Here is a 14,312-nt window from a genome sequence, read left to right on the forward strand (position 1 = left end):
GTTCCGTTCTCTACTTGTTTAAGATTTCTAGTGCGATTGAGTCAAACAACTCAATGACATCCAGCTCCCACTCGGTGAGCCGAATGCCACGCAATGCCTGATAAGCGGCCACTTCCTGCATGCTGATAGGCAGTGCGCCGCTCATTGATGCCGGCCGGCTCAGCCGCTGGAAGATGTTCCAGACCGGAAGGCCAAGCGCTGGCCATTCGATCTGGAGTCGCGGATCAACCTTGCCAGTGTTGACTGCCAGCCTTTGCAGATGAGTACGCAGGCTGGCGCCATCACCCTGGCGCACACTGAGCTCGAACTCAGCGCGGCAGCAATCCGCTAGGACTTTGCGGAGTCTTTGATAAAAAGCTGGGTCTTGTTCAGGCCGTCCAGCGCCTGCGCACGCAGCCATTTCTTTTTAGGGTCCTCGTACAGCGTGCGCGCCGCCGATGCCGAGAACGACAATGGCTGGCCGCCCTGGGTCAGGTTCCAGCCCAGCGTCGCAGCGACCAGGTAATCAGTTTCTTCATTGAAGTCGTCGATTGGGTCGGTCTGCTGGATCTTGCCGTTGTTGGCAAATTCAGCACGCAGGCGGCGCGTGCGCGCCAGATCGATGCGCTTACGGGACTCGTGCTCTGGGCTGGCCAGCTCGATAAACGACGACGTCGGCGCTTTGGTCTTCGGGTCCAGCAGCACCAGTTTGCCGGTTGGGATGTCTTCGTAATCGTTCAGGTCCAGGGAAGCGATCAGGTTCGAGATGAGGGTGCTTGGGTATTCGTTGCTCATTGGCTTCTTTCGTGGGGTGAAATAAATGCCCGCGCGGGCCCGCCGCGCCCCACGAAGGGCGACAGCGGACCTGCCGGTGCTGGTGAAGCGGCTGTTACACCGCGGAGTCTTGAATTGCGATGGTGGTCAGGTCAGTTGCCTTGACGGCGCCGCCGGCGACGTTCAGCAGTGCCTGGAATGGAATGGTCTGGGTGATGGTTTTCTCACCATCGTCCTTGGATGCGCCGCTGACTTTCAGTCGACCGATGCTAAATGCGACGAAGTCAGCTGCGGCGCTATTGTCTGCGGTGAAGACCGCGTACAAGCTGATCTCCGTCTCGTTGTAGAACGCATCACGCAGCGCCGTACTATTAAACGTGGCAGTCATCTGTCCGGTAACCAGGACACGGCCGGCGGCCATGAATGCAACAGTGTTCGAGCCCACAGTCGGATCGCCGCTCTGAGCAGAAGCAATATCGATGCTCAAGCCGGTGACATTGGCAACAGTCGCGTTACCGACGCGTAAAACGCCGTTGACTGCAGCCATCGTGCCGGTCGTTGTGACAGGGTTGGGCGCCACGAAGTACTGCGCTGCACCTGGCAGAGCATCCTTGCCCATGAATTCGATGGTGCAGGTGGCCATGCCCGTCGGCGGCAAAGACAGGCCGATCTTCGACACTTTACAGCCGCTGTAGACTTCGTTCGCAGGCACGTCCGGGTACCAGTGCTCGATAGAAAAAGACTTATCAGTGTGGCCGGACTGCGGAATCATCGTCTTCTTGCCGACGACAGTCACAGTGGAGGCGGCAATTGGTCCTTCCGCGACCAAGGGAGTGGCGTTGAGCACCAGGCCGGTCAATACCAAAGCGGTTGCGTCGGTCACCAGCACATTCTTGTTGATGTTCGCCACGTTGAGCGCGCCGGCAGTCAACCGAACCACGTCGCCGACCTTTACGCCGTCTGTCAGAAAAGACCCTGCGGCGCGCGTGATGGTATATGCCCCATCAACGCCAGCGATTGTGATTGATGCGCCGACAATCGGCGCGGTAGCCGCAAATGGCTTCTTCAGCGCAGCAGCCATGAAGTCGGCGTAGGTTTTGGCCGACAGCTCGCCGTTAATCGATCCAGCGACTTTACGAGCGCCATGACGAAAGTCGGCCAACTGGAAGTCCGTGCGGCTTTCGTTCGATTGGTACGTGTCTTTAGTCATGTCCAACGACGAAGTAACGCGGCGCACCGCCTGGGCCGCGCCTGCGGCCGGGATGACGCCATACACGACTTCTTCCTTGTAGGCGACCTGTTTGTAAATTCCGCTCGCGGTTCCCATATTTCTCCTTGGCCGAAAAAAAAGCCCGCGAGCTGCTGCTGCGCGGGCTGAGGTTAAATTGATGAAGTATTCAGTTTGCTTCGTAGTAGGTGATTCTGAAATCGATCGTCTGATCGTAGATACCGGCATCGTTGTCGTCAGGAGCAGGTCCGAGCAGGTCCCTGACAACGCTCACGACGGTCAAACCAGCGATGATGCCGCGCTGGTAGTTGCAGCACTTCCGAACGACCTCCAGCACGGCATCCAGGGTGACGCGGTCCTTGGTTTCAACGGTGACCTGCACTCGGCTGCTTACAAGGGAAAAATCGGCCTGCGCATCGATCGCGGCCATCGGCATGGTGCTGATGTGCTTAACACTGATCGCAGGCAGCACGGTGCCCTGCTTGATTGTTCCCAGTACCACCTTGGCCGCAGGAACCAATGCAGTGACCGCGGCATCTGCGACCAGCAGCGCCCGGATGATTTTTGCGCTGCTCACGAGGCCTCCGGTTCAGATGCATTGATGCCCACAGAGGCCAGGCGTGCGCGAATTTGGGTGCCGACGGCCTCCAGTGCCGTACCAGAACGCCCGTCAAAGGCGGGGCGCATAAACGGTTTTGGCCGCGCACCAGGGTGATGGACCCAACCGACGATGACGCCCGCCAGCGCGAGCGCCTTGGCGTTCTTCGGACCGATACGGTGGGCAGCGGTACCGAACTCGACAAAGCGCCAATACCAAGCCTTCTCATTGCCAACCTTGACCTTCGCCGTGACCGTGCCGCGATTCGAGCTGGTCGACACACGAACGCTTCGTTGCAGCTCGCCAAGTTGCACCGGAATCGTGGCCTTGATTTCGTCCTTGAACACGTTGGCTCCGGCGCGTAGTGCCGAGCGAAGGATGTTCGCTTCCACTTTCGCCGGCAGCGATTGCAGGAATGCGTCGAGCTGGCGACCGCCAACAATAGTTTCATCGCTCATGACGAAAAGCTCTCCACAGTCATCTCGATCCAGCGGCGCCGGCCCAGTTCCGCCGGTCCGCCAACAATTTGGAACTGCTGGTCCGCCTCGCCATGGACAACAACGCGCAGATCGGAGGAAAGCCCCGGTATATAGCGGATGCGGACACGCGCCGTTTTTTTAGCGAGCGCAAGCCCGTCGCGTACCGTTTCTGATTTACTGGGCAAGTCATCGAATACCTGGGCAGGAATGCGCGACGCCACCGGTTCCCACGGCCCAGGCTGCATGCCATACCCCGGCAATTCGACTTGCGTCGGGCGTTCGATCGTAATGCGGCGATCCAGTTGCGATCCCCGCATTACAGCCCCACACCAATACGGTACGGCCGGAGCAACGAACGGGCGCCGGCGGGCAGCTCTGTAATGACCAGGCCAACCACCGCATCCTCACGGTTCTCATACAGGTGACCTAGCGTCAGCAGTATTGCCGCCTTGATGGCGCTGTTGGCGACCATGCCACGATAAATCAGGATGCTGGCCAGGTTGGCCGCGTCGAATCGCTCATGCGCCCCCAACAGGGCCATGCCACGCTGCGCGTCATCTGACAGTGCATTGGCAGCGTCAATCGCGGTGCGGTGCGCCTCACATGCAGCGGCGAACGCGCCAGGCGCAGACTCGAGCGCGGCGTTGAGTGCAGCCTGGTCGACATACAGGTTGCGATTCAGGTAGGCCGATGCCGCCTGTTCCGCAGCCTGCAGTTTCAGTTCGATATCGGCGTCCTCGTCGCTTCCCACCACGCGCAAGTGGGACTTCGCGACGTCCATCGAGATCAGACTCATTCGGTTTCTGCAGGTGGGTTGTCGTTCTTGTCACCACCCTTCTTGGTGGCAACGGCTCCCAGCTCAATCGCGGCATTCAACAGCTCTGGCGGGCACTCGTCACCTGGCTCATATTGAACAGGGTAAATCTCGCCGTTCGGTACACCCTGGAACTGTGCTTTGAATTTCATGATGACTCCTTGAAAACGCCCGGCGCATTGCCGGGCGGATGGATCGCGCTTAAGCGCTGATCGTCTGGGCTTTGAGCGTATCCGGATTCAACAGGCCGCCGCCGACGCGCTTGGTGGTGTAAAAGTGGACGTATGGCTTGTTCGTGAACGGGTCACGCAGTACGCGCACACCAACGCGGTCCACGATGAGATAGCCGCGTTTGAAATCGCCGAAAACGATCGGCTTCGAGTTGGCGGCGATGTCCGGCATACCCGCCATTTCGGTGATGCCGTAGCCCAGCAGGGTTGCTGGAGTGCCGGCCTGGAAGGAAGGCTGCCACAGGTAGTTGCCCTGACCATCCTTCAGCTTCCGGATCTCGCGCTGGGTGTTACGATTCATGATTGCACGGGCATTGCCGGTATAAACATCGGGCAGTTCGTGCACCAGGTTGATCAAACCATCTGCGGTCAGCGCTGCCGCCGCGCCGCTCTTGACGGTCTTGATATCACCCCAGGGGTGCGCCGCGGCATTCGAGCCACCGGTGATGTAGGTCAGCAGACCGGAGGGCTTATTGTTGCCGTTGCCGCTCAAGAACGCGACGCCTTCCTGCAGCGAGAACTCGGTTTCAACCTCGCCGGCAAGCCAGGCTTCCAGGTCAATGGCCGGGTCGTCCAGCATCTGCTGAGTTGCAGCCGGATTAGCGTACAGCTCACCAGTGTTGTAGGTGAGGCTGCCAAACGTCGGCGTGCCGGTCTGTGGGCGAGCGTCAGTTTCACCAACCCAGCCCGAAGTGGTGCCGCGATTATTGAACAGCTTGCTGAAGCCGTTGGTGCTGACTGGCTGTACAGTACACAGCGCACGCATCGGCGAGACCAGTACCAGGCGATCGGTAATCGTGCGGTCCCATTCGGTTGGAGCCAGATAGCCGCCCTCGCTGGCCGCGCCCTTATTCAGCGCGGCCTGTACTTCGCCTTTTTTAAAGTGGGCACTGAACGCGTCGGTGTATTCCTTATCCTTTGGACCAGCGGCTGCGCCGTTCATTTGACCGGCTGCAATTTTCAGGTTGGCATCGTCTACAGCAGCTTGCAGTTTCTCGATGTCCGCGTTGATGCGGTCGACCTTCAACGCCTGTAGAGCATCTGCCTGGCCTTTTTTAACGTCTTCCAGCTGCTTGCTGTGCTCAGCCTTGAAGTCGGCGAACGCCTTATTGACGCCGTCGATCAGCGCCTTGACATCGCCGGTGGCGTCGGCGCGCACGCAGACAATGCCACGTGGGACTGGCTGGCCTGCGTGACCGGCATGCGCGGACAACGCATGCGCAATCAGGGCGCTGGCGATCATTGCATTCTTCTTCATACACTACCTTTCATGTTGTTGATCAGGGTTTGCAGCGAAGCTGCTACGTCGGCGCCAGCGCTCGGCATGGCGCCCTTCTTTTCGGCAGCGCCCGGCATGCCAGAAAACAGGGATTTGATTGCCTCGCGCCGCACCGACCGGGAGTGGCCGGCGCGTGCCATCGACGCTTCGACCATTGCGAGATACTTCGTGTGTGCGTGCGCCTCTGGATCCTGAGAGAGTTGCTCCCGCTGGATCAGGCCGCTGGCAAACCCATCGTCGATAGCCTGCTGTGCGCCGATCCAGGTTTCCTTATCCATCATGGCGGCAGCATCGGCCGGCTTCATGCCAGCGCGGGCAGCGTAGACTTGTGCCATCGCAGCGTCGAACGGCGCCAGCTGCTCGGCGGCGGCCATCATGTCGTGGCGGTTACCGATAGCGACAGCCCAGGCGTTGTGGATCATCAGGAAAGCGCCATCGCCCATCAGAATCTCGTCGCCGGCCATCGCAATGACCGACGCTGCCGATGCAGCCAGGCCCATCACCTTGACCGTGACTTTTGCCTTATGCTCCCGAAGCATGTTGTAAATTGCTACGCCCTGGAAGAAGTCACCGCCTGGTGAGTTGACATTCACAGTCACGTCACGGGCGCCGATGTTGCGCAGCGCGGCCGACACGCGTTTGGCGGTAACACCCTCGCCATCGTACGAGTCGCCAATGCGGTCGTAGATCGAAATGGACGGACCATCATCAGCAGCTGCACGAATCGACGGCTCCCATCGCTCCAGGGCGTCAGGGCGCATGTCGAACTGAACAGCGCCCAGCTTCGGCGAGGCGCTAAGTTCAGGCAGGTTTATCAGGCTCATTTTTTGTCCTTGTCGTACTGGATGTGTTTGGTGGGCGTACCGTGTCGGTACCAGGGTCGTTTGAGCGAGACACGTCTTGCAAATCACGTACTTCGTTTTGCGTCATCCATGGCGCGTGGCCACCAGAACCGAGTGCCTTGGCGAAGAAATCGGCCTGGTCTTTGAGCGTGCCGCGCAGTAGCGCGCGCTCGTTGTACTTCACATAGTGCGTGTCCGCTTCGGCCGGCGTCAGCAGCGACCTAGCCGCCGCTTCTTCCCAGACTGTGAACCAGTGCTGGAGCGCATACTGGACAAAGAAGATTGCAAGCTGCTCGATGCCGCTACCCCAAGAGGTGTCGTCCATCATCAGCAGTGGACGTGGGACGCCGAAGGCCCGTGCGACCTCCTCAATCTGGTGCTTCCTGTTCTCCAGGTGCTGCGAATCCGAAGCGGAGGCCGCCCATTTCTCTGCCTTCAATCCCTCCTCGAGGATCATCCACTTGTGCGCCTGGTCTGCGCCACTCTTGCCCTCCAAAGAGTCTTGCAGGCGCTTGTATGCCTGGTCACTGAGTGCATTTGGCGATGCCAGCGCACCGCCGGCCATCACGCCATTTTTAAATAGCCGCGCCGCAGCGCGCTCGGCCTGCAGCGCGATGCCCAGTGCCTCACGGGCCAGCTTGACACGCGAGAGGCCGATAATTCCGTCATCAGACAGGTCTCGCAGATGAAATACCTCTGATGCCGGCAGGTCGATGTACGTCCCATTGGGACGCGTGTAGCGATAGGTGAGGCTCCAGTCGTCGTTCTGGGTTGGAACGGTCCGCGTCGGGTGCATCGGGATCAGATTTGTAATCTGGCCGCGTGAGCGGATGATCCTGGCATATCCATTGCCATGCTGTAGCACGTGCGATTGCAGCAGGCTCTTGAACTCATACGGCGTCTGCCAGCCATTGGGCCGGCGTTTCAAGAGGTTGTAGAGCGGATGATCGACCGCGTGTTTCTTTTCTTCGCCGCGCTCCAGTACATTGAGCGGCAGCATGCCGATGGACTCGGAAATCAGCGTTACGCAGCGCAACAGGGCCATGTTCTGCAACGCCTTGCTGGCGCTGACATATGCGCCTGACGCTGTGTCGCTGCCAGTACGCATGAAAGCCAACAAGTCCGGATCATCCAAGCCTGAGAAGAGCTGTCCGACCGCTGCATTGGGCCTGGCTGCCTGCTCCACAACCGTCGGCGCGACCAACTCTTCGAGATGCGGCTCAACAGGGCGTGCGTCCACTTCGGCCTGCTCACGCGATCCGAAGAAATCAAAAATTCTCATGTGTTCCTTAAATCATGCGGATGCCACGCGTCTCGTAGACCGAGTCGCCTTTACCAACCGGGTTCAGGACCATCAACGAGATCGCGTTAAACAGCGCCATGAGCGGGTCAATCTTGGCCTTGCCGGAGGCGGCCTTGGTCACCAGGATGGCGTTGCCCTTGTCTTCGATGCGTGCGTTACCGACACACCAATTCATCATCGGACTACCTGTGTGCACCAGCGTCGCTGCCGCTACCTGACGCTCGGTACTCTTAATCGCGCCATTGAGCGAATAGCCCTGACGGATTGAGATGATCTGCTCCATCGTGACGCCGCGCGCATCGCTGACCAGCTCGGTGACGATATCGATGATGCCGGCGGAGTCGACACCGATCGCCATTTTCTCGGGGAGCAAGCCCGCATCGTTAATCTTGCAGACGACGTCAGCGAGCTCCATGACGTCGTCACCAGGCACTTTGACAATCGTCAGATCACCCTGTTTGACGAAATCCAGCAGTGCCGGCGCAATTTCCTTTCGGCGCTCCAGTGCTATTTCATGCGCCCAGGCGTGGAACCAAGCCAGCAAGCGGGCGGTACCGCGTTCACGACCGGTTACCGCCAGTCCAAGCAGGTCGTCCAGGCCGCCGCCATCGATACCGATGGTAGCTACATCACACCGCGCAATCAGCTCTTCCAGCGTGAACACGGCAATTGCGGCGGCCTCCCAGAATTCCGCTCCTGCCCAGCGGTCGGAGCGCAGGTTCAAGCCGATTTCCACGTTGGCGTGCTTGGCCATGAAGCCGCGGAAGGACTCCATACCGGCCTGCTTCGCCTTCGTGTACTCGCGTTCGAGGAATGCCTGGTCGACTGAAAATCCGATGTTCGGGTTGACCATCGCCATGTTTTCGAGCAGCAAACAGTCGCCGCTTTTCAACATCTCTGGCGGATGCTCGAACATGATCGGCACGAACGATGGGTCGACTATCTCTCCATCGCGCACTTTGCGGGCATACTCAAGTTTTTGCTTGAATACGCCAGCTGGCGGCTCGTCAGACTGTGTCGTCAGCCAGATGACGAAGCCTTCCGGGCGCGACGCCAGGCCGCCCAACGCCTCCCGAAACATATTCTCCGCGCTGGAGATTTTCCCGAACAGGTGCAACTCATCGACCAGCGTGCCGACTGACTTCTTGCCCCCGACGGTGTTCTGGTCCGCCGCCAGCACCTTGAGAATTGCGTTGCTTTCCCGGTGCGTGATCGTTTTCACATGCGACTGGACGTGCATGAGCGCATCCAGATCATCGTCCTTCTGTACCATGTCGCGCGCCGGCGTGTACGCGTTGTTCGCTACCTCGACCGTCGGCGCCAGCACCGAGAACTCCGCCGACTGGCGCCAGTTCAAGATCAGCGCCGTCATCATGATGCCGGCTGCGACCGTCGACTTCGAATTTTTCTTCGGCAGCAGCACGAAGAATTCGACAATGAGGCGCCGACCGCTCTCCGCGTCGTATGCGCCAAAAATACAGCGCACCAAGTCAAACACCCACTCCGCACAGGACTCGCCAAACGTCGGGCTGCCCGGCGCGTCGACGATCTTAAGCTGCTTGAAGATCTCCAGCGCCTGTTCAGCCTGCGCTGGAAAGATCGGCGGTGGGATGATGGTCCGGCCAGCAATAATGCGCTCCACCCAATCGGGGCAAGCAGTTGACCACTCAACCATTTAGACCTTCTTTCCGCCAGCGGCAACCAGCTTCGGAGGCGCAGTAGCGGCGAACTTGCCGGCGCCAGCTGCTCGCGCTTTCTCGGCTGCCTCGTCCTTTTTTCCGCCATCACCCTTTTTGGTGTGGGTGTACTGAACAGCAGCGATTGCGGCGCGCACCTGCAAACCGCTCGCTTCAACTTGGCCCAGCGCTATGTCTTGCAACAACTGCAGCATGCTGCGCTCAGAGATTTTCACTGTCTGTGACTTTGAGCGCTTCAACGAACCACCGTGCGGCTGCTTTTCAAGTGCAGTCACCACAGCATTGGCATTTGCTGATTTCGACCGGCCCGCATTTGCTGATTTCGCGGCAGTTTCCTTGGGCTTGCGGCCAGCCCCGGCACGCGCCCCGCCCGCATTGGCGCGGGCGCCGCCGCTTTTTCCTTTGACGCCTGCCATTTGCTGAATTCCGTTTTAAAAAAGGGATTTTTTTCCGCGCGTGGGAGAGTGTGCGGTCTAGAAAAATCGGCGGCCAAAACTTTTGGCCGCCCCCCATCAATGATTCCCCAGCGAAATCATTCTCCGATGAAATGTCTTTCGCTAGCATCGCTGATGAGGTGATCGCCATCGATCGCATCCCCAACCATCCGCGCTTCTTCGCGCTGCTTTTCCCCATCATGACAAGGCTTGCACAGCGCCTGCCAGTTCGCCTTGCTCCAGAACAGTTTCTGATCACCACGGTGCGGTACGCGGTGGTCGACTACCGTCGCCTCCGTCGTCCGGCCAGACTGCGCGCAGTACACGCAGAGTGGATTGCTGCGAAGGTAGCCTGCGCGGGCCTGCTGCCACTTGTAGCCGTAGCCGCGTTTGGTGCTACTCTCTTTCCCCGCGCGCCATGACGTAGGCTGCGCGACGGGTAGCGTATTTCGCAGCTGCTGCATTGGATACTTCAAAGTGCTCAACTTCATGCTTGTGCTGCCTTGCAGACCGCCAACAATGAGTCAGGCAATCGACGCTAAGAGCGCCTCAGTGCTATCCGTATCGAGCTTGAAGTGACGCTCCTGCGAAACGCTGGGGCGATCAATCAAGACCGTATAGAGGGCCGGGCCTTCTTCCTGGGGAATTAGCATCACGACGATACTCGCATCACCAGCCTGGAACTTCGCTTCTTCGTAGACATGGCAGCAGCCGCAGCCTTCTATGAAGGTCAGGTCAGACAGTTTCATCAGTAGGTCCCCCCTTCTACTTCCTTAATCACTGGCGCCTGAATGCGCGCCGAACCAACCAGGTTGATGTTGATGGTGAAGTTGTACGGCACCAGGCCTTGCGAGCCCTGCGGGCTGAAGTAACCAATGGGCTGCGTGGTGCCGCCGGAGGTCCCGAAAATTGCGGGGGCGGCGCTGGCGGTCGTTCCTGCGGACACAACGATGCGCGCTGCGGTGGTCGTGTTGGCGCTGTTGTACGGCGATTCGAGTATGAGACGCCCATTCTCGGCCCGGGCAATATTGTGGTATTCAGAATGCGTGGCATACGCGGCCGTTGCCTTGATCGCCGCGTTGATCGCTGCAGCCATCTCGTAGGCGTACACAGCTGCCGATGATGCCGCGCCTGCCGAGCAGTCGATATCCGCCGTCTGACCAATGTTGTCGATATTGATTCGGATGTTCTTGTTCGCCGACAGATTGAACGTGCCACCACTGCGAGCGCGAATATAAGCCCGCTTGCGTGTTGGTACCGGCACCGTCAGCACCCCGTTGAAGTACTTGTGCACGCCCGCAGCGCTGGCTGCGTACTCATCAAACACAATGCCCTGCGTGCTAGGGATCTCGTTCAGATACTCCCAGCCGGCCAGCGGAACCAGTTGAATCGAAATGCCTTGACCGGAGGTGTAAGCCATGGCCTCGGCCAGCATGCCAATGTGGTAGGTCTTTCCGGGTTCCAGCCACACCTGGGCCTGCAGGTAGTTCGCGCCAATCGACGTGAAGGTCATCACCCCGTCGTTATCGATCGCAAGCGCAGTGGTGTTCGTCGTTGCTATTCGCCAACCCGGCACACGCCAGCCGGAGTCTGTGCCGACGAGACCAACCAGCGACTCGGCTCCTGCGTTACCGCTGTTTTTCCATCGCGGATTAAACAGGAAGTTCGGTGGCTTCGGCAAGCGCCCTTTCACCGAGAAGAAACCCTGCTGGGTCAGCACATTCAGATTATTCGTATCCGTCACAGCCTTGACGTTTTGCAGGAAGCCCAGCATGTTCGCTTCCATCATGTAGCCTGGGCCGTCCGATGCTTGCCAGTCGAGGAAGTTGCGCCCGGAGCTGTTGTCCTTGAGGACATCGTGCAGGAAACTGCACACCACATGACCAGGCGAATCGGCCAGCGCCGGTACGATTGCAGCAAACTGCGCGGCGGTCACGGTTGTGGTGCTGGTGTCGTAAGTGAAGTTCGGCAGCGTCGCCGCCGAATATGCTGGGACAGCAGCGGGCCGGATGGTCGTCAGCAGGTTCGTTGCACGCGACAGGTTGGAGAACTCAGAAATCTGCCACATGGCCGGCGTATATGCGCCGCCACCGACATCGGAGAAGTTCTGGAAATTGACGCCGTTCGCCTTCGCCACGTCGCGCGCCCGCTTGAGCACCTTGCGCCACACCTGCGCAATCGGAATGCCGCCGGCAACCCAGACGAACTTCTGGAAGCAGTCCTGCGCGTTACCGCCAGTGATGACGCCGGTGGGGCTCTCCGTGCCATCGCAATACATCGGCTGCGCCGCGGCGTTGTTCAGCAGGTTGACCTCCCAGTCGCCCGAGTCCAGCGCACTGGCGGCCGTGGCAAGCTTGGCCAAAGTATTGTAGCTGCCGCTGGAAAAATCGAATTCGGCAACCAGCACGCCGTCGCCGAAGAACTGGAGGTACTGGCCACTCAGGCAGCGAGTGAATGCGGTGCGGTATGCAGTGCCCTTATAGCGCACAAGCAGGCCGCCCGACAAAGCAAACAGCGCGTATTGAGCTTTGCAGTTCTTGCCTGGTGCGGCCACGACCAGCAGGTCAGCCGAACGCTCGGCGCCAGTCAGCTCGTCAGCAACACTCATGCGCCAGCCGGAAACTGCAAGCACCGCTGCTTGCAGTTTCGCTATCGTATCGTAGCTGGTGTTGGTCAGATCAAACGAAACAGCAGCAGCATCCGACAGTACCAGTGTGCGTGGATTGTCGGTCACATAAGCCGTTGCTGTGGCATTGGCGCCGGTGTACTGGAGGCCAAAACCGGTGCACAGGCGCGCCAGGTTGGTCAGGTGGCGATTGGCATGACTGGTAATCTCTACACCGTCCGCTTGCAACGCGCGTACATCCGACCAGGACAGTTTCGTACTGTCTGTCTCCGGCGTCGAAGCGCCGCCAACCTCCGTGCAGACGGTCAAGTAGTAGGGCCACAAGCCGTAATCCTTGAACCATTGATGTGTACCATCATGCGAGTTGTCACCGACAATCTGCTTGATTGGGTGGTCGCGGCCAAACACCAGGGTCGGGCGGTCAGCACCAACAAATCCCAGCGGGTTGCCCAAGGAAATATTTTTCGAGCCTGGCGACGAGAAGGCAGGGGTAAGGTCTGCATTTTTTGCCGGCTGCAGACTCGTGACGGAAGCCTCGGCAACCGATGCGCTGATGGCGCCAGTGGTGCAGGTGATCAGCAGCTTATGCGACCCGGTGAACGGGCCGATTGGGGCAAGAACGCCGACACCGACAGCCCACTTGTCTGATCCAAACACCCGCGAAATCTCACCAACAGTCCCGGTGTCGCCCGTCACCTTCAGAACCTGCCCCTCAGGAAGAATCAGAACGGCTTGCTCTTCCATCCTTAAGGCAATTGAACCGACTGCCACCTGCTTCGCCTGCAGCGCTAAGCCGGGCCGTGATAGGAAGTATTTGATTCCGCCGGTCAAGTCGAGCGTTGCCTGGCCAGAGGCGATCATTGCTGCCTCAGTGCTAGCATCCAACGTGCTGGTAATGGCGTTTGCTGGCCGTGCGCCATACGGCTTGAGCAGTTTAACGGTCATATGGCCCTCAAAAAAAAGACCGCTCAAGGCGGCCAGTCTGGTGTCTCAGTATTTCAGTTTCGGTTTGGTACTTGTGCAGCTGTAGCGCTCGCCGACATGCCGCTGGAGCCGTAGCCCTTGGCGCGCAGGATTTCGCGAGAACGCTCCGCGTCGCGAAGCTGCTCTATCAAGGCATTCAGCATCTTTCCACTAGGCTCATTGAGAGCGTGCTCGATCAAATCGCGGAACTGATGGTGTCGCATGGATGCGGCCCTGCTAAAATGTTCTTTTGACTACAAGAGGAATAGAGATGACGAATATTGTTCGTGCTGCCCGCGAGCATTCTGACGCAAACCCTGGCTCCAACGAGAGCACGGTTTGGAACGTAACTTTTCTCGATGGCGAAACAAGGAGCGGAACGGTAAAAAACATCGGAAGCGACCACTATGTAATCGAAGGCACAAAGTCGGCGCCGATTTTCTTTGCCGCCGACAAAGTACTTCGTATGTGGTTCCCGAAATAAAAAAAGCCCGCGAAGATGCGGGCTTACTTTTTTCAGGCGAGCGAACTCCCCGGTGCACGCACTATATCAGAAAAAATTCCTCGTGCACTCGTTTTTTTTCAACTTCGCTACTAGCGCTGCACGTGCCTCTTCGGCAGTGAGGATCAAGTTCGCGTGCGGAAATCGCCAAGTCGTGGCAATACTGCAACTGGCATAGATCGCCCAGACATGAATACGGCTCAAGCTGTCGACCATCGCATCGACGGCCGCGGCTACCTGCATATCGTGGCTGTGTTGCGCCTCGTGCAAGTCATGCCCATGGCCGTCGGCGTCACCAACTAGCCCCCCCATCACTAGCGAGCCAGCGCGGCGGCAGCCGCCTTTCTGCATCCATTCCTTCCACAGCTCCAGGCAGTATTCCAGCGGGTCTGGTCGCGACCAGGCTGTGACTTTAGCATCTTGTTTTCTCACTCGCTGCAGCATGATGATTCCTCGTTTGGCAGTTGATTCTTTACTCTTTGGCACAGCGCATTCTTGGCGCTCGGCTGACTCATTCTGATGATCCGCAATAATCGTGACCACCAGTCTGTATAAGGCTTACTT

The 14,312-nt window shown here is 58.8% G+C and carries 18 protein-coding genes; 1 reads left to right on the forward strand and 17 read right to left on the reverse strand.

Annotated elements, in window-relative coordinates; translation table 11 throughout:
• Nucleotides 1–10: 10 nt before the first annotated feature.
• From GTP58_RS24420 to GTP58_RS24490, 16 genes are all read right to left on the reverse strand, one after another.
• Nucleotides 11–295, reverse strand: a complete 285-nt coding sequence (locus tag GTP58_RS24420; protein ID WP_161079663.1) for a hypothetical protein — start codon at nt 293–295, stop codon at nt 11–13.
• A gap of 32 nt (nt 296–327) precedes the next feature.
• A complete protein-coding gene (locus GTP58_RS24425; RefSeq protein WP_161079664.1) occupies nt 328–774 on the reverse strand; it encodes a hypothetical protein in 447 nt (148 codons plus the stop codon).
• Nucleotides 775–868: 94 nt separating this feature from the next.
• Nucleotides 869–2,080 carry a phage tail tube protein gene (locus GTP58_RS24430; protein WP_161079665.1) on the reverse strand — a complete coding sequence of 404 codons (1,212 nt, stop codon included), beginning with the start codon at nt 2,078–2,080 and terminating at the stop codon, nt 869–871.
• 70 nt (nt 2,081–2,150) lie between these two features.
• Nucleotides 2,151–2,558, reverse strand: coding sequence for a DUF3168 domain-containing protein (locus GTP58_RS24435; protein ID WP_161079666.1), 408 nt, complete (start codon nt 2,556–2,558; stop codon nt 2,151–2,153).
• Entirely contained in the window at nt 2,555–3,037 is a 483-nt protein-coding gene (locus tag GTP58_RS24440) for an HK97-gp10 family putative phage morphogenesis protein (protein WP_161079667.1), read from the reverse strand. Before GTP58_RS24440 ends, GTP58_RS24435 begins: the two co-directional genes overlap by 4 nt.
• On the reverse strand, nt 3,034–3,375 hold the full coding sequence (locus tag GTP58_RS24445) for a head-tail adaptor protein (RefSeq protein ID WP_161079668.1): 342 nt from the start codon (nt 3,373–3,375) through the stop codon (nt 3,034–3,036). Before GTP58_RS24445 ends, GTP58_RS24440 begins: the two co-directional genes overlap by 4 nt.
• Entirely contained in the window at nt 3,375–3,854 is a 480-nt protein-coding gene (locus tag GTP58_RS24450) for a head-tail connector protein (RefSeq protein ID WP_161079669.1), read from the reverse strand. The genes GTP58_RS24445 and GTP58_RS24450 overlap by 1 nt, the downstream gene beginning before the upstream one ends.
• On the reverse strand, nt 3,851–4,024 hold the full coding sequence (locus tag GTP58_RS31140) for a hypothetical protein (protein WP_202413840.1): 174 nt from the start codon (nt 4,022–4,024) through the stop codon (nt 3,851–3,853). The genes GTP58_RS24450 and GTP58_RS31140 overlap by 4 nt, the downstream gene beginning before the upstream one ends.
• 49 nt (nt 4,025–4,073) lie before the next feature.
• A complete protein-coding gene (locus tag GTP58_RS24455; RefSeq protein ID WP_373924778.1) occupies nt 4,074–5,345 on the reverse strand; it encodes a phage major capsid protein in 1,272 nt (423 codons plus the stop codon).
• 11 nt (nt 5,346–5,356) lie between these two features.
• Nucleotides 5,357–6,205, reverse strand: coding sequence for a head maturation protease, ClpP-related (locus tag GTP58_RS24460; protein WP_161079671.1), 849 nt, complete (start codon nt 6,203–6,205; stop codon nt 5,357–5,359).
• Entirely contained in the window at nt 6,183–7,505 is a 1,323-nt protein-coding gene (locus GTP58_RS24465) for a phage portal protein (RefSeq protein WP_161079672.1), read from the reverse strand. Before GTP58_RS24465 ends, GTP58_RS24460 begins: the two co-directional genes overlap by 23 nt.
• 7 nt (nt 7,506–7,512) lie before the next feature.
• A complete protein-coding gene (locus tag GTP58_RS24470) occupies nt 7,513–9,201 on the reverse strand; it encodes a terminase large subunit (protein ID WP_161079673.1) in 1,689 nt (562 codons plus the stop codon).
• On the reverse strand, nt 9,202–9,639 hold the full coding sequence (locus tag GTP58_RS24475) for a hypothetical protein (RefSeq protein ID WP_161079674.1): 438 nt from the start codon (nt 9,637–9,639) through the stop codon (nt 9,202–9,204).
• 116 nt (nt 9,640–9,755) lie between these two features.
• Nucleotides 9,756–10,148: an HNH endonuclease gene (locus GTP58_RS24480; RefSeq protein ID WP_161079675.1), complete on the reverse strand. Its 393-nt coding sequence runs from the start codon at nt 10,146–10,148 to the stop codon at nt 9,756–9,758.
• 33 nt (nt 10,149–10,181) lie between these two features.
• Complete coding sequence (locus GTP58_RS24485) at nt 10,182–10,406, reverse strand: hypothetical protein (RefSeq protein ID WP_161079676.1); 225 nt, start codon at nt 10,404–10,406, stop codon at nt 10,182–10,184.
• Complete coding sequence (locus GTP58_RS24490; protein WP_161079677.1) at nt 10,406–13,228, reverse strand: hypothetical protein; 2,823 nt, start codon at nt 13,226–13,228, stop codon at nt 10,406–10,408. The genes GTP58_RS24485 and GTP58_RS24490 overlap by 1 nt, the downstream gene beginning before the upstream one ends.
• A gap of 289 nt (nt 13,229–13,517) precedes the next feature.
• Between GTP58_RS24490 and GTP58_RS24495 the strand changes: the two genes are divergently transcribed.
• A complete protein-coding gene (locus GTP58_RS24495; protein ID WP_161079678.1) occupies nt 13,518–13,730 on the forward strand; it encodes a hypothetical protein in 213 nt (70 codons plus the stop codon).
• A gap of 66 nt (nt 13,731–13,796) precedes the next feature.
• Here GTP58_RS24495 and GTP58_RS24500 read toward each other — a convergent pair whose 3' ends face one another.
• A complete protein-coding gene (locus GTP58_RS24500; protein WP_161079679.1) occupies nt 13,797–14,192 on the reverse strand; it encodes a hypothetical protein in 396 nt (131 codons plus the stop codon).
• Nucleotides 14,193–14,312 lie beyond the last annotated feature (120 nt).

This window comes from Duganella sp. CY15W (assembly GCF_009857555.1).
In the GTDB taxonomy this organism is placed as follows: domain Bacteria; phylum Pseudomonadota; class Gammaproteobacteria; order Burkholderiales; family Burkholderiaceae_D; genus Rugamonas; species Rugamonas sacchari.

Bases quoted from the DNA above. Each gene is read 5' to 3' on its own strand.
- GTP58_RS24460 (WP_161079671.1), bottom strand. From the start codon at position 6,205: ATGAGCCTGATAAACCTGCCTGAACTTAGCGCCTCGCCGAAGCTGGGC.
- GTP58_RS24445 (WP_161079668.1), bottom strand. From the start codon at position 3,375: ATGCGGGGATCGCAACTGGATCGCCGCATTACGATCGAACGCCCGACG.
- GTP58_RS24425 (WP_161079664.1), bottom strand. From the start codon at position 774: ATGAGCAACGAATACCCAAGCACCCTCATCTCGAACCTGATCGCTTCC.
- GTP58_RS24440 (WP_161079667.1), bottom strand. From the start codon at position 3,037: ATGAGCGATGAAACTATTGTTGGCGGTCGCCAGCTCGACGCATTCCTG.
- GTP58_RS31140 (WP_202413840.1), bottom strand. From the start codon at position 4,024: ATGAAATTCAAAGCACAGTTCCAGGGTGTACCGAACGGCGAGATTTAC.
- GTP58_RS24430 (WP_161079665.1), bottom strand. From the start codon at position 2,080: ATGGGAACCGCGAGCGGAATTTACAAACAGGTCGCCTACAAGGAAGAA.
- GTP58_RS24495 (WP_161079678.1), top strand. From the start codon at position 13,518: ATGACGAATATTGTTCGTGCTGCCCGCGAGCATTCTGACGCAAACCCT.
- GTP58_RS24450 (WP_161079669.1), bottom strand. From the start codon at position 3,854: ATGAGTCTGATCTCGATGGACGTCGCGAAGTCCCACTTGCGCGTGGTG.
- GTP58_RS24455 (WP_373924778.1), bottom strand. From the start codon at position 5,345: ATGATCGCCAGCGCCCTGATTGCGCATGCGTTGTCCGCGCATGCCGGT.
- GTP58_RS24475 (WP_161079674.1), bottom strand. From the start codon at position 9,639: ATGGCAGGCGTCAAAGGAAAAAGCGGCGGCGCCCGCGCCAATGCGGGC.
- GTP58_RS24485 (WP_161079676.1), bottom strand. From the start codon at position 10,406: ATGAAACTGTCTGACCTGACCTTCATAGAAGGCTGCGGCTGCTGCCAT.
- GTP58_RS24500 (WP_161079679.1), bottom strand. From the start codon at position 14,192: ATGCTGCAGCGAGTGAGAAAACAAGATGCTAAAGTCACAGCCTGGTCG.
- GTP58_RS24465 (WP_161079672.1), bottom strand. From the start codon at position 7,505: ATGAGAATTTTTGATTTCTTCGGATCGCGTGAGCAGGCCGAAGTGGAC.
- GTP58_RS24490 (WP_161079677.1), bottom strand. From the start codon at position 13,228: ATGACCGTTAAACTGCTCAAGCCGTATGGCGCACGGCCAGCAAACGCC.
- GTP58_RS24470 (WP_161079673.1), bottom strand. From the start codon at position 9,201: ATGGTTGAGTGGTCAACTGCTTGCCCCGATTGGGTGGAGCGCATTATT.
- GTP58_RS24480 (WP_161079675.1), bottom strand. From the start codon at position 10,148: ATGAAGTTGAGCACTTTGAAGTATCCAATGCAGCAGCTGCGAAATACG.